The organism is Naasia sp. SYSU D00948, assembly GCF_017916515.1.
Classification (GTDB): Bacteria; Actinomycetota; Actinomycetes; order Actinomycetales; family Microbacteriaceae; genus Naasia.
The window spans coordinates 2,403,984-2,417,160 of sequence record NZ_JAFMTA010000001.1 but is presented as its reverse complement, the minus strand read 5'-3'; the positions used below and the strand labels follow the sequence as shown (position 1 = coordinate 2,417,160).

Below are 13,177 nucleotides of genomic sequence, written 5' to 3'. Positions count from 1 at the left end.
TCCGCAGGCTCTCGCCGGTGGAATCGCCGGGATCGGTCAGCTGAGGTCGATACCGATCAGTGCACCGCGGGAGCCGATGCCGAGCTTGGCGAAGACGTTGCGGAGATGGAAGTCGACGGTGCGGGGGCTGATGAACAGGCGGGCGGCGACGTCCCGGTTCGCCAGGCCCTGCTGGACCAGGCGCGCCACCTGCAGCTCCTGAGGCGTCAGCGTCGCGTCGGCCTCCGTCGTCTCCCGCCGGCGTGCGGTCTCGCCCGATGCGCGCAGCTCCTCGGCTGCGCGCTCCGACCAGGCGGCGGCGCCGAGATCGTCGAAGGTCGTCAGCGCGCTGCGGAGGTGGGAGCGCGAGTCGACGCGGCGTCGGGACCGGCGCAGCCGCTCTCCGTAGGCGAGGCGGGTTCTGGCCTGGTTGAACCGTCGGAGGCTCTCCCTGTGCCGGCTGATCGCCTCCTCGAAGAGGTCGGCGAAGTCGTCGCCGGCCAGCAGCGCCCGACCGTGAGAAGCGGCGGCGGCGGCCCACGCCGCGCCCGTCGCCTCGGCGTATCGGGCCAGATCCGCCGTCGCGGCCGTCAGTCGGTCCCGGTCCTCGGCGGCGTCGGCGGCCTCGGCGAGATCGAAGAACGCCGCGCGGCGCAGGGCCGGGAGCTCGATCCGCTCCAGGTGGTGCAGCGCCCTCTCGGGCTCGGCCCGACCGGCGCGGACAGCGCGGGCCCAGGCGAGCGTGTCGGCGGTGAGCTGATCGAGCACCCCGGCGGGGTGCTCTCCGGCGAACTGCTCGAGGTTCTCCGCCTCGGCGTCGAATCCGTCCATGCCGCGATACGCGGCGACGAGCAGTCGCTGTGCTCGCGGGAGGCTGCGCTGGTTCGGCTGCCCGGTGGCGCGCGCGAGGTCCAGCGCTTCGGCGGCCGCGCTGTCCAGCTCGTCCCACAGCGCGGCGGCGGCCTGGACGAGGCCCCCGCGGGTCAGGGCGTGGAGGGTGTGCAGCGGCGAGGCGTTCAGCCGGCCCTGCTCGAGTTCGATGGCCCGCCACCGCAGCGCTGCGCGGTCGTCGCCGATATGCGTGGCGGCGAGGCCGAGATTGCTCAGCAGGTCCGGATGCAGCAGTCCGTCCGCGAGGTCGAATGCTCGAGCGAGGTGGGCGGCCGCCTCGCCGAGCCGGTCGTGGACCAGATGGTCCGTGCCGGTGAGCAGGGCGACGAAGCACGCCTCGGCCTGCTCGGCGGGCGGATCGGCGGTCAGTGGGCTCAGGTCGATCGAGGCGCCGGAGTCGTGACCGAACCCGGCCAGAGCGGTCGCGATCATGGCGAGCTCGCGGGCGCGGCGGAGGTCGCCGACCTCCGTCATGGAACGGGCAGCGCGGGCGAGGATGCCGTGCGCCAGCGACGGGGATCCGAAGTTCATCTCCACGAAGGCGCGGAGACGGTCCACATCGGCGAGCAGCTCTGCGCGCGCAGTCCTCGCTCGCGCCGCCTGTGCCAGCACCCGGGTGCGTCCGGGCTCCGCGGACATCCAGGCGGTGGCGGCCGCGTCCGCGAGCCGTCGGGCCGCGGTGTCCGCGTCTCCGCTCAGTTCGGCCGCGCGCTCGAACGCCGCCGAGGCCGCCTCGTGACCGCCCTGCCTCCGCGCCCGCACGGCGACGTCGTCCAGTGCGTCGGCGACCCCGTCGTCGGGCAGGTCCAAGCCCTCCGCCTGATGCCAGACCGCGCGGTCCGCATCGCCCACCTCGGTGAGCGCGGCGGCGAGAGCGGCGTGCATGCGGCGTCGCTCGACCGTCGCCGCCGCGCTGTGCACCGCGGAGCGGACGAGCGGGTGCTGCAGCTGCAGCCGCCGGCCCTCCTCGATGACCAGACCGGAGACCACCGCCTCCGCCTCTCCCCCGGCCACCCCGACGATGGCGGCGGCGCGGCGCAGGACATGGGCGTCCCCGGAATCGTCGAGCGCGGTCAGCAGCGTGAAGCCCTGGCCGGCCGGACTGAGCCGTGAGTGCCGGTCGAGGAACACACGTTCGAGCCCGTCGGTGAGCGGCAGGTGCGCTGGAAGCGGCGTGGCACCCGCCGCCTGGTCCGGCGTGAGCACCACGGGGATCTCGCGGAGCGCCAGGGGATTGCCCCCCGTGCGTGCGACGAGCTCCGCGCGGACTGCCGGGGCGATCCCGGCGTGCACCTGGTCGAGGAGCGCAGCGGCCGCTGCCTCGTCGAGGCCGCCCAGGCACAGGTCCGGAAGGTCCCCCCAGTCGAATCGGCGCACTCCGCCGTCGCGCGCACCGAACAGGAGGGCCACGGGCGCCAGCTCGACCCGGCGTGCGACGAACAGCAGCGCCGCGGCGGAGGCCTCGTCCAGCCAGTGCGCGTCGTCGACGACGCACAGCATCGCCTGCTGCTCGGCGGCCTCGGAGAGCAGAGTCAGCACTGCCAGGAACACCAGGAATCGCTCGTTCCCGGTGTCGGTACCGGTGTCCGGCGCCTCCAGCCCGAGCGCCTGGCCGAGCGCCCGCGACTGCGGTGCGGGCAGCTCCGGGATCCGGCGCACCAGGGGCAGCAGCAGCCGGTGCAGCGCCGCGAACGGCAGCGGACTCTCGGCCTCGACCCCGCTGGTCCGCAGCACGCGCATCCCCGGCGCCGCGTCGGTCGCGACAGCGTCGAGAAGGGCGGTCTTCCCGACCCCGGCGTCGCCGTGCACGACGAGAGCGCCGCCGCGCTCGGTGCCTGCCCGGCGGAGCAGCGCGGCGATCACCGCTCGCTCCGTGTCGCGCCCGATCAGCACCGGCCGATCCTATCGACGGCAACCCGGCGAAGTTCCCGGCGCCATCAGGTGGTGATCACCGGGATCGTGAAGGCACATCAGTCCCCCGAAAGGAGCAGCCCCCCGATGACCGCCACCACGATCACCACCCGCCTCGCGACGCCCGACGACGCCGACCTGGTGCACCTCCTGGTCAGCGAGATCGCCGCCCACGAGAACTCCCTCGACTCGGTGCACGCGACGACGGATGACTGGCGCGGATTGCTCGCCCGCCCCGACGTCCACGTCCTCCTCGCGTTCGACCGCGACACCGCCATCGGCTACGCCTCGATGACGCGACGGCTGCACCTGTGGACGGGCGGCGACATCCTCGCCCTCGACGACCTGTACGTGCGGCAGGCCGCCCGCAACCGCGGCGTCGGCCGACAGCTCATGACCGCGGTCGCTCAGCTCGCCGAGCCCGAGCAGCTCCTCGTCGTCTGGGGCGCCCGCGCCGACAACGAGGACGGGCACCGCTTCTACCGCCGGCTCGGAGCCCGCATCCACACGAAGGCCGTCATCTCCTGGACTCCGCAGGACTACGCCTGGGCCGTCTCGGCCTGACCCGACCGCCCATCCCGACGACATCCAGAGGAACAGGAACAGGACCATGACCGACAGCGCAACGACCGTGCCCGACTCCGCCCGCGACTACGCCCGGCGGCGCCTCCTCGCCCGCCGCAACGTCCCCGTGATCGCTCTCGTCTGGGTCGCAGTGTCCGGATCCAGCACTGCGATCTGGGCGTTCACCGGCGCGACCGGCCACTTCTGGCCCATCTGGCCGATGCTCGGCCTCGGGGTCGCCGTCGTCGCGGCAGCCCTCAGCGCGTACGGTCCGCGGGTCGGCTACGTGACCGACGACGCCGTCGACAGGGAAGCCCGCCGGCTCGTCACACGGAGATGACGGGCCGACCACGCACTGTGTCCATCCGGCAGGCGACCACGGACGACGTCGAGGCGATCGCGACGATGACGGGTGAGGCGATGGCCGACTACGCGTGGACCCGGTGGACCGTCCCCGGGAGCCGGTACAGCGAGCGCCTCGTCGCGCTGCAGCGGCTCTACCTCACCCATCTCGCGCTCCCCCATGGTCTGGTCGTGACGACGGACGACCGGCAGGCCGTCGCCGCCTTCGTGCCCGCGGCCGTCCCCGACCTCCCCCACGAGGTCCGGCAGCGGGTCGCCGAGCTGCACGGCCACCGCCTCGAGCGGGTGCTCCACGCCGAGGAGGCCCTCGCGCCGCGACGGCCCCGGCACGACTGGGTGCTCGCCTGCGCAGCGGTCGCTCCCGGTGCCCAGGGCACCGGCCTGGGCACCGCGGTGGTCACGGCGGGCCTCGACCGACTCGACGCCGACCGCGCCACCCTCCTCGTGGAGACCGCCACCAGCGCCAATGTGCGCTTCTATGAACGCCTGGGATGGTCCCAGGCCGGATCGGTGACCACGGGAGGCCCGACCGTCCACGTTCTCATCCGCACGACCAACCCCGGAAGGACGACCGCACGATGACGCCGCCCATCCCCGACCAGGAGCACGCGGACCCGACCTCGCCCGGGGAACGGACCTCGGCCGGGCGAGCGGCCGGCCCGTCGCCCCGGCGTCTGCCGCTCTACCTCGCGATCACCCTCGGCTGGTCCGTCCTGATAGGCGCCGGCCTGTCGATCGCTCGGATCCCCGTGGACTCGCTGGTCGGCATCGTCCTCATCGCCGCGCTGTACATGCCGTCGCCCCTCGTTGCGGCTCTGCTCGTCGAGCGCGGGCTGGTGAGGCCGCGCTTGCGGCTGCCCCTGCGCACGTCCCGGAACATCGCGGTGTTCGTCCTCGCACCGGTCGCGGCGATGATCGGATGGCTGCTGCTGTACCTCGCCGTCGTGCTCGTCGCCGGCAACCTCCTGGGTCTGCCCGCCTTCGGCGCGATCGCCACGAGCGCAGCCGACGTCATCCAGGCGGCGAGCGCCCTCCTGGGGAAGGCGGCGGTCGAGGCAGCGGGAACTCCCCCGCCGACCGCCGTGCTGCTGATCGCCGGAGTGTGGGGCGCGATCATCGCCGGGTGGACCATCAACGGTCTCTTCGCCATGGGTGAGGAGTACGGCTGGCGCGGACTCATGTGGGAGGAGCTCCGACACCGGGGAGCTGTGGCGGCGAATGTCCTCACCGGCGTCGCCTGGGGTCTCTGGCACGCCCCGCTGATCCTCCACGGCTACAACTACCCCGGCTTCCCACTCCTCGGCGTGCTCGCCATGGTCGCCCTCTGCATCGGCATGTCGTTCCTGCTCAGCGGGCTCCGCGAGCTGACCGGAAGCGTCCTCCCCGTCGCCGCCGCGCACGGGATGTTCAACGCGGTGGCGCCGCTCCTCATGCTGCTCGTGCTCTCCCCGCACCCGATCCTCACCGGCGTGCTCGGACTGCTCGGGGCAGGGCTCTTCCTCGTCCCCGCCGCGGTCGTCTGGCGCGCCGTGCTCCGCCGGCCGCGAACGACATGAGGCCTCCAGGAAGGGACGAGCCCGCCACACGACGCATCCTCCGCGTCGTCGGCGTCGCCCTCGCTTCAGTGATCGCGCTGCTGCTGGTCTCGACGGCGGCGAACGCGGCCCTGGAGCACAACGAGCGGGCCCAGTCGTCGTACGGGGAACGGATCCGGATCGGCGACGGCTTCCTGAATGTGTATCGAGAGGGGACGACCGGCCCCACCATCGTGATGCTGACCGGCTACGGCATGGCGGCGCCGGCGCTCGACTTCGCGCCGCTGATCCGCGAGCTCGACGGGTACCGGCTCGTCGTCGTGGAGGGGTTCGGCTACGGCCGCAGTGACACCGACGCGCCCCCGCGCACGATCGAGAACATCACGAGCGAACTCCACGCCGCCCTGGCGGAGGTCGGGGTCGACGAGCCGTACGTCTTGATGGGGCACTCGATCGCCGGCCTGTACACGCTCTACTACGCGAATCGCTATCGGGACGAGGTGGCCGCGGTCGTGGGGATCGACGCGTCCGTGCCCGGCCAGATCAATGGGCTCGCGGGCGCCGGCAGCCCACTCGACGCACTGGTCGCGAAGACGGGCTTGCTGCGGCTCGCGACGACGATCATGCCCTCGATCGCCGAGCCGGAGGGTGACGCCTTCACAGCTCGCGAGCGCGAACAGATCCGCCTGATGACCAACTGGAACCACGGCAACGCGGCCGTCGCCGACGAAGCGAACCAGGGGGCGCGCAACTTCGCGATGGTGGAGGACCTCACCTATCCCGAAGACCTGCCGGTGCTGTCCTTCGTCAAGGCGGAGGGGAACCAGCCAGGCTGGCGCGAGCTCCACGAGATCCAGCTCGACGCCGTCGACCGGGGAGAGCTCGTCGAGCTCGACGGCGGCCACTACCTGCATTGGACGCACTCGGCCGAGATCGCGGACGAGGTCGGCGAGTTCCTGAACGGCGTGCCCGAGCCGGGGTGAACCGAGGGCGCGGAGGGCGTGAATCACGAAGCAGGCGCGCGGGACGGCTGCTCCGGCGCGCAACTTCCCCTCTTGCTGGATTTAGAAGATCCGGTCAGTCCCCATACGTCGCGGGCCATGCGTGCTGATAGGGCTCGCGCTCACCATGGCCGGAACCCTTCAACGGGAAGGGCGCGAGAGAGGACGGGAATGATGAACAAGCGAAGGATCGCGGCGGCGGGGGCCACCCTTGCCGCGGTGATCGCCGGTGGAGCACTGACGGGTGCCGCGCTGCCTGCACTGGCCGCAACGGACCAGGTGGAGGCCGCGGCGGTGTCCGAGCAGCCGGGGAGCACGATCGAGCGCGCTGCTAGGCCGGCCATCGGCGACGACTCCACCTCGGTGGAGGTCCGCGCCGACGGCTCCTGAGGGCCACCAGGAGGGCGGCCGGCCTGGTCGCCCTCCTGGTGCGGCGCGAGGCGACGAGCGAGGTTGGAGGCAGAGGCTCCTCCCCCACACGACCGTGGATCCGGGCCGAAGCAGCCGTGACCCTCCTTCGTGAACAGTTGAGACGCCGCTCAGGTGGTGCCGACAGCGCGGACCTGATTCCATTGCCACGATGGTCCGGATGCCGCTCGTCACCCGTCTGCACGCGGAGCACATCGCCGACGGCGTAGTCGCCGTCCCGTCGCCGCGCCTGTCCTGGCAGGTGGAAACCGAGCACGCAGGGTGGGTGCAGTCCGGCTACCAGGTCCGGGCGCGCCGTGGCGGCGCCTGGCACGAGGCGGAGCGAGTGGAGAGCGCAGACCAAGTGCTCGTCGCTTGGCCGTTCGCGCCGCTGGCGTCACGGGAGGTGGTCGAGGCCGCCGTGCGGATCTGGGGCCCGGACGGCGAGAGCGACTGGTCGGCGCCGCTGCGGATCGAGGCGGGGCTGCTCGACCGCAGCGACTGGGTGGCGTCCCTCGTGCGGCCGCCCCGACCCGGGGACGACGAGTGCACCTACCTCCGCCACGAGTTCGACGCCGGAGAGGTGGTGCGCGCGCGCCTGTACGCGACAGCTCAGGGGGTCTACGAGTGCCTGCTGAACGGGCGGCCCGTCAGCGCGGATCGGCTCGCTCCCGGCTGGACCAGCTACCACCACCGGCTGCGCTACCAGGTGTACGACGTCACCGACCTGGTCCGCGAGGGCGCGAACGCGCTCGCGGTGCGGCTGGCCGACGGCTGGTTCGCCGGGCGGCTCGGCTGGTGGCGCGGCGGCCTCCGCCACATCTACGGCGACCGCCGGGGGTTCGTCACGCAGCTCGAGCTCACGTACGTCGACGGATCGACGCGGACGGTGACGACGGACGAGACCTGGCGCTGCGGTCGCGGCGGGATCACGTCGACCTCCTTCTACGACGGCGAGACGTACGTGCAGGACGACGAGCCCGTGGGCTGGGACCTCCCAGGCTTCGACGACTCGGCGTGGGAGGCGGTCCACGTCGCCGGCCTCCCAGAGGCGGAGCTCGTGGGGCCGCAGTTCCCGCCCATCCGGATCGTCGACTCCATTCCGGTACGCGACTGGATCGAGAGCCCCTCCGGCCGGACCATCGCCGACTTCGGCCAGGTGTTCAACGGGCACGTCCGGCTGCGGCTGCAAGGCGAGCCGGGGAGCGTCGTCACCGTGCGGGTCGCCGAGGCGCTCGACCACGGCGAGCTCGCCGTACGCCCGCAGCGCACCGCCGCCAACACCGACCGCATCACTCTGGGAGCTGCCGGCGAGCTGGACTGGGAGCCGGCGTTCACGTTCCGCTCGTTCCGCTACGCGGCCATCGACGATCCTGCCGGCGTCGTCGTCCGGAAGGACGTGACCGGGCGCGTGGTCCGGAACGACCTGCCTCGGACAGGGTGGTTCGTGTGCTCGGACCACGAGCTGAACCGCCTGCATGAGAACGCCGTGTGGGGCATCGCCGCCAACATGCTCGACGTGCCGACCGACTGCATGCTGCGCGACGAGCGGCTCGGGTGGATCGGTGACGCGGCGCACATCACGCCGACGGCCGCCTTTCTCTACGACACCGCCGGTTTCCACGCCTCCTGGCTCGAGGACCTCGCCCTCGACCAGCGCCCCAACGGCAGCCCGACCATGGTGGTGCCTGCCATTCCTCTGGTGCCCTTCCCCGGCGACTACCCGGTGGCGGTCTTCGGAGACGCCGCCTGCATGGCGCCCGCGGCGGTGTACGAGCGCTTCGGGGATCGCGAGATGCTCCGTCATCAGCTGCCGTCGATGGCGGCGTGGGCGCGCTGCGTCGGACGGGAGGTGCTCGACGGCTTCCCGAGCGCCGGCTTCCAGTTCGGCGACTGGCTCGACCCCACCGCCCCGCCGGACAACCCCGAGAACGGCCGGACCGAGTACGACGTCGTGATGGCCCTCGGAGCCGTCCGGTCGGCCGCGCTCGCGCTGGAGGCGGCCCGGACCGTGGGCGACGCCGAGATCGAGGCGGATATGGCTGCGCTGCACGCGGAGCTCCTCGCCCACGTCGACGTGACGTACGTCACCGGTCGTGGCCTCGTCGCCTCCGATTCACAGACGGCCTACGCGCTCGCGCTTCTCGTGGGGGCGCTGCCACCGGCCAAGCGCGCGGCGGCGTTCGACCGGCTGGTGCTCCTGCTGCGGCGGCGAGGCTCGATCGAAGCCGGCTACCCCGGCACGTTCGCCCTCATGGACACCCTCGTCGACGAGGGCCGCGCCGACCTCGCGTACCGGCTCCTGAACAACACCGGCGTGCCGTCGTGGCGGTACGCCGTGCGGCTGGGAGCGACCACCTTCTGGGAGCGCTGGGACTCCCTTCTGCCCGACGGTTCCCTGCACCCCGGCGACATGCTGTCGTTCAACCACCCGGTGTTCGGCGGCATCGCCGACTGGATGCACCGGGTCATCGGCGGCCTCGCTCCGGTCGAGCCGGGATACCGGCGGATCCGCGTCGCGCCGATCCCCGGCGGTGGCCTCACCTGGGCGAGGACCGCGCACGACACCCCCTATGGCCGCGTCGAGGTGAGCTGGAGCCTGGAGGCCGACGGGTTCCGCCTGGACGTCGTCGTGCCACCCGGCACCACGGCTGAGGTGACCCTGCCGGGCGACGCGGAGGTGCACACGGTCGGGTCCGGCGCTCACACCTTCACCTGCCCCGCCGCCCAGGTGCCGTCGGACACCGATACTGCCCCGTGGGGCGCCCACGCCCACGTCTAGCGGTACGGGGACGTCGCTCAGGCGCGACGTGGGAGGTTGAGGGGCCGGCTCCGGTTCAGATCCCCCCAGGAGGGGTGAGCGTCGATCCGGCGCTCGATGTCGCGGAGCATCTCGAGAGACCGGCGGAGGTTGCTGTAGGGGTCACCCTGCACCGAGTAGCCCTGCAGCCCGACATATCCCCGGTAGCCGACCCGGCGCACCTGGTTGAGCACGTCGAACGCGTCGAGCTCGCCCTCACCCAGCCTCTCGAACGTCGCTCCCATGAACGATTCGGGCCGGAGGCTGCTGCCGCAGACGTTCACGCCGCCCAGGAAGGGCGCGACATCGTCGAGGAGCTCAGGAAGGCCGGGGCCTGCCTCGACCGCGTACCAGTGGTAGGCGGTGAACATCGCTCGCACGTTCGGCCGATCCATGGCACGGCAGAGCCGCACCGCGTCGGAGGTGCGCTCGAGCCAGAACAGCGCGTGCGGATAGAGCAGCAGGGTGATCCCCCCCTCGGATGCCGCGTCGGCGAGTGATTCGAGCAGTGCGAGGGCGGTGGCGTCGCCGGCCGGGTCGGATCGGGAGAACCTGTCCGACATCAGCGCGATCTCGATGGAACGGGTGGCGTTGGTGGTCGCGATGAGCTCGAGCACGCGCTCGACGTCCTGTTGGACCGTCGCTGCCGTCATGTCGATCTGGCAGTAGATGGCCGCGACGTCGAGACCGTAACTCTCCCGGACGGTCTCGAGCTTCGGGACGTCGGCCCAGGCGGCATCCGACCACAGGGTCAGGTAGGTGGCGTCGAACCCGAGCTCCTTCGCGATCTCGCAGCGGACGCCGAAGTCGTACGAACCCTGCCGGTTGTAGAAGCCGGTGTCCATCGCATACACGGGCCAGCTCATCCACGTACTCCTTCTGTCTGAGGCGCCGGATCAGCGGGTGGGGCCCGCGCCGGTTCACCAAGTTCACTCGGTTGCTCACCACGATGTCGATCAGCGTGGGCACGACCTCGTACGGCTGGCCGTGGAACCTTCCCCGAGTGGGTTGATCGTAGAACCGGCCCGGTGCCGAACTCTCGCAGCACGCGCTGTTCCCCGCCGCCACCGGTTTCGAGCCGAGGCCTGCACAACGCAGCCTGCGCGGCGTTACCCCGCGCCTGCCTCGTGACGCCGCCCGGTTGTTAGGCTCCCCGCCATGACCGGTGCCCGACCTGGTTCTCAGCCTTCCTTCGAGCGACGAAGCAGGACGCCGTTCGTCGTCTCGTCAGTAGCGATCGCAGCGCTGGTGACTCTCGCCAGTTCGCTCGGCCTGCTCGCCTCCTGGCCGTACGAGCAGGAGACCGCGAACTGGATCCTGCAGGCCCAGGGGCAAGACCTCGGCAATCTGCTGGCGGTGGCGGTGCTCGTCCTGAGCGCCATCGGACTCCGCGGCGGTTCCTTCCTGGCGGAGCGGGTCTGGATCGGCACCCTGGCCTACCCCCTGTACGCCTACGTGGTCTACGCCTTCGCGGTGCACTTCGGCCGTCTGTTCCTCGTCTATGTCGCTGTTCTCGGGCTCGTCTTCTACACGCTGATCGCCGCCCGCCCGGCACTGAATCCACGGCCGCGGAACGATCGGGGCCGGGCCCGATTCGCGGCGTGGGTGCTGATCGGAACGGGCGCGTTGTTCGGCGTGCTGTGGTTGAGCGAGGTGATCCCGGCGACGATCACCGGTCAGGCCCCGTCCAGCCTGGAGGTGGCCGGCCTGATCGTGAACCCCATCCATGTGCTCGACCTCTCCGTGGTCCTGCCCGGGATGATCCTGATCGGCGTGCTCGCTCTGCGAGGCGACGGGAAGGGTCTGTCGCTGGTCGTGCCGGCGCTTGTCTTCTCGGTGCTCATGGGGCTGAGCATCATCGCCGCGATGGTGCTCATCGTCGCAGCCGGGGATCCGAGCGGGCTGCCGCCGATGGTGATGGTCGCGGTCGTCGTCGGAACCAGCCTCGCCGCCATCGTGGCGCTCGAACGACGGAGTCCAGATGCTCGGCGGGAAGCTGCAGGACCGGAGCTCCGCCAGCAGTACAAGGACGCATGATGAGGGCAGTGATCGTGGTGGAGTCCATCTGGGGCAACACGGAGCTCATCGGCACGGAGATCGCCGCTGGGCTCGGCGGCGATCTCACTGAGCTGGTGGATGCTGCTTCCGCCCCCGCGGATCTCGGCGACCTCGACCTGCTGGTGGTCGGCGGACCCACTCACGCGTTTTCGATGTCGACAGCGACCACTCGCGAGTCGGCGAAGCAGCAGGGTGCGGAGACGATCCCTCCACGCGGGATCCGAGAGTGGATCGAAGCGCAGCGGTCGCCCTCTCGAGCGATCCCTGTGGCGACTTTCGACACCCGGGTCGTCAGCCCCCGCCTCCCCGGGTCGGCCGCGAAGAAGGCGATGAAGAGACTCGTGGCTCTGGGCTACCGGCCTGTCGCGAGGCCGGAGACATTCGGCGTCCACGGCTACACCGGTCCGGTCGCAGACGGCGAGCTCGCACGCGCTCGGCGTTGGGGCACGGACCTCAGCAAGATCGTCGCGGACGGCTGAGGCGACCTGAACGTCACCTACGCCCTCGACCTGCTCGCGGTGCTCGAGAGCCGCCGTGCCCTGACTCCGCCCACGTCGCCGACGACGTCAGCGCCCGCGCTCAGCGTTGAAGGTGCCGACCGAGCAGTGTGAGATCGGCCGGCCCCAGCCGGTCGGCGGCGTTCAGGTGGTGCCAGAACGGGTACGGGAGCGGCTGAGCGCTGACGGTGTCCAGACGCTCGAGCTCACCGGCCTCGAGAGCCACCTCGGCGGCAGCCAGGTTGTTCACGAGCTGCTCCTCGGTCCGAGCGCCCACCACGAGCGACGTCACGCCGGGCTTCGCGAGGATGTACGCCAGGGCGATGCGCGCCGGGGTCGCCTGGCGCGCATCGGCGATGGCGATCAGCTTCTCGATGATGTCGTAGAGCTTCTCGGCGTCGTAGACCGGCGGCTCTCCCCATCCCTCGACGTGGCGGCTGCCCGCCGGACCCTCCACGCCTCGCCGGTACTTGCCGGACAGCAGTCCCCCGGCCAGCGGACTCCACACCAGGATTCCGAGGCCGCTGTCGAGTGCCGCCGGAACGATCTCGTTCTCGATGTCCCGGGTCTCGAGGGAGTAGTGCACCTGCGTGCTGACGAAGGGGGTGAGGCCCCTCCGATCGGCGGTCCAGAGCGCCTTCATCATGTGCCAGGCCGCGTAGTTGGAGCAGCCGATGTAGCGGACCTTGCCCCAGCGCACGAGGTCGTCGAGCGCAGCCAGCGTCTCGTCCAGGGGCGTCTGGCCATCCCACTCGTGCACCTGGTAGAGGTCGATGTAGTCGGTGCCGAGCCGTCTCAGGCTCGCCTCGGCGCTTCGGACGATGTGGTGCCTCGACAGGCCTGCGTCGTTCGGGCCGTCACCCATCGCCATCCGCACCTTCGTCGCCACGAGGACGTCGTCGCGGTGGGCTCCGAGCGCCTTGCCGAGGATCTCCTCGGACAGTCCGCTCGAGTAGACGTCGGCGGTGTCGAAGAGGTTGACGCCCGCATCCCGAGCCACGTCGATCTGCCGACGGGCCCCCTCGACGTCGATCTTTCCGACGTTGGTCGCCCAGCCGGTGCCGCCGAAGCCCATCGTGCCCAGCGTGATCGTGGACACCCGCAGTCCGCTGCGTCCCAGTTGCCGATATTCCATGGCGCCGACGCTACCGCTGTTCCCGCAGCGCTCGG

The 13,177-nt window shown here is 71.4% G+C and carries 12 protein-coding genes; 9 read left to right on the top strand and 3 right to left on the bottom strand.

The features are described 5' to 3' along the window. Window positions 1-36: 36 nt before the first annotated feature. The gene (locus J3P30_RS11395; RefSeq protein ID WP_210481134.1) at window positions 37-2,763 is read right to left on the bottom strand and encodes a helix-turn-helix transcriptional regulator; all 2,727 of its coding nucleotides are present in this window, start codon (window positions 2,761-2,763) and stop codon (window positions 37-39) included. A gap of 105 nt (window positions 2,764-2,868) precedes the next feature. Here J3P30_RS11395 and J3P30_RS11390 point away from each other — a divergent pair, with 105 nt between their 5' ends. The 7 genes from J3P30_RS11390 (at window position 2,869) to J3P30_RS11360 (ending at window position 9,434) form a co-directional block, all read left to right on the top strand. Next, window positions 2,869-3,345 carry a GNAT family N-acetyltransferase gene (locus J3P30_RS11390; RefSeq protein WP_210481133.1) on the top strand — a complete coding sequence of 159 codons (477 nt, stop codon included), beginning with the start codon at window positions 2,869-2,871 and terminating at the stop codon, window positions 3,343-3,345. 46 nt (window positions 3,346-3,391) lie between these two features. Next, complete coding sequence (locus tag J3P30_RS11385; RefSeq protein WP_210481132.1) at window positions 3,392-3,685, top strand: hypothetical protein; 294 nt, start codon at window positions 3,392-3,394, stop codon at window positions 3,683-3,685. Next, window positions 3,682-4,290, top strand: a complete 609-nt coding sequence (locus J3P30_RS11380; protein WP_210481131.1) for a GNAT family N-acetyltransferase — start codon at window positions 3,682-3,684, stop codon at window positions 4,288-4,290. The genes J3P30_RS11385 and J3P30_RS11380 overlap by 4 nt, the downstream gene beginning before the upstream one ends. Further along, window positions 4,287-5,264, top strand: coding sequence for a CPBP family intramembrane glutamic endopeptidase (locus tag J3P30_RS11375; protein ID WP_210481130.1), 978 nt, complete (start codon window positions 4,287-4,289; stop codon window positions 5,262-5,264). The genes J3P30_RS11380 and J3P30_RS11375 overlap by 4 nt, the downstream gene beginning before the upstream one ends. Continuing rightward, a complete protein-coding gene (locus J3P30_RS11370) occupies window positions 5,261-6,226 on the top strand; it encodes an alpha/beta fold hydrolase (RefSeq protein ID WP_210481129.1) in 966 nt (321 codons plus the stop codon). Before J3P30_RS11375 ends, J3P30_RS11370 begins: the two co-directional genes overlap by 4 nt. 192 nt (window positions 6,227-6,418) lie before the next feature. Beyond that, window positions 6,419-6,634 (top strand): hypothetical protein, encoded by a 216-nt coding sequence (locus J3P30_RS11365; protein WP_210481128.1) that lies wholly within the window; start codon window positions 6,419-6,421, stop codon window positions 6,632-6,634. Between the two features lie 190 nt (window positions 6,635-6,824). Then, window positions 6,825-9,434, top strand: coding sequence for a family 78 glycoside hydrolase catalytic domain (locus tag J3P30_RS11360; RefSeq protein WP_210481127.1), 2,610 nt, complete (start codon window positions 6,825-6,827; stop codon window positions 9,432-9,434). Between the two features lie 17 nt (window positions 9,435-9,451). Here the strand turns inward: J3P30_RS11360 and J3P30_RS11355 are convergent, their stop codons facing one another. Continuing rightward, a complete protein-coding gene (locus J3P30_RS11355) occupies window positions 9,452-10,318 on the bottom strand; it encodes a sugar phosphate isomerase/epimerase (protein ID WP_210481126.1) in 867 nt (288 codons plus the stop codon). 382 nt (window positions 10,319-10,700) lie between these two features. Here J3P30_RS11355 and J3P30_RS11350 point away from each other — a divergent pair, with 382 nt between their 5' ends. Together J3P30_RS11350 and J3P30_RS11345 are read left to right on the top strand one after the other, a co-directional pair. Continuing rightward, complete coding sequence (locus J3P30_RS11350; protein ID WP_210481125.1) at window positions 10,701-11,489, top strand: hypothetical protein; 789 nt, start codon at window positions 10,701-10,703, stop codon at window positions 11,487-11,489. After that, window positions 11,489-11,989 (top strand): hypothetical protein, encoded by a 501-nt coding sequence (locus J3P30_RS11345; RefSeq protein ID WP_246852766.1) that lies wholly within the window; start codon window positions 11,489-11,491, stop codon window positions 11,987-11,989. The genes J3P30_RS11350 and J3P30_RS11345 overlap by 1 nt, the downstream gene beginning before the upstream one ends. A gap of 100 nt (window positions 11,990-12,089) precedes the next feature. Here the strand turns inward: J3P30_RS11345 and J3P30_RS11340 are convergent, their stop codons facing one another. After that, window positions 12,090-13,142 (bottom strand): aldo/keto reductase, encoded by a 1,053-nt coding sequence (locus tag J3P30_RS11340; RefSeq protein WP_210481123.1) that lies wholly within the window; start codon window positions 13,140-13,142, stop codon window positions 12,090-12,092. Window positions 13,143-13,177: the final 35 nt, after the last annotated feature.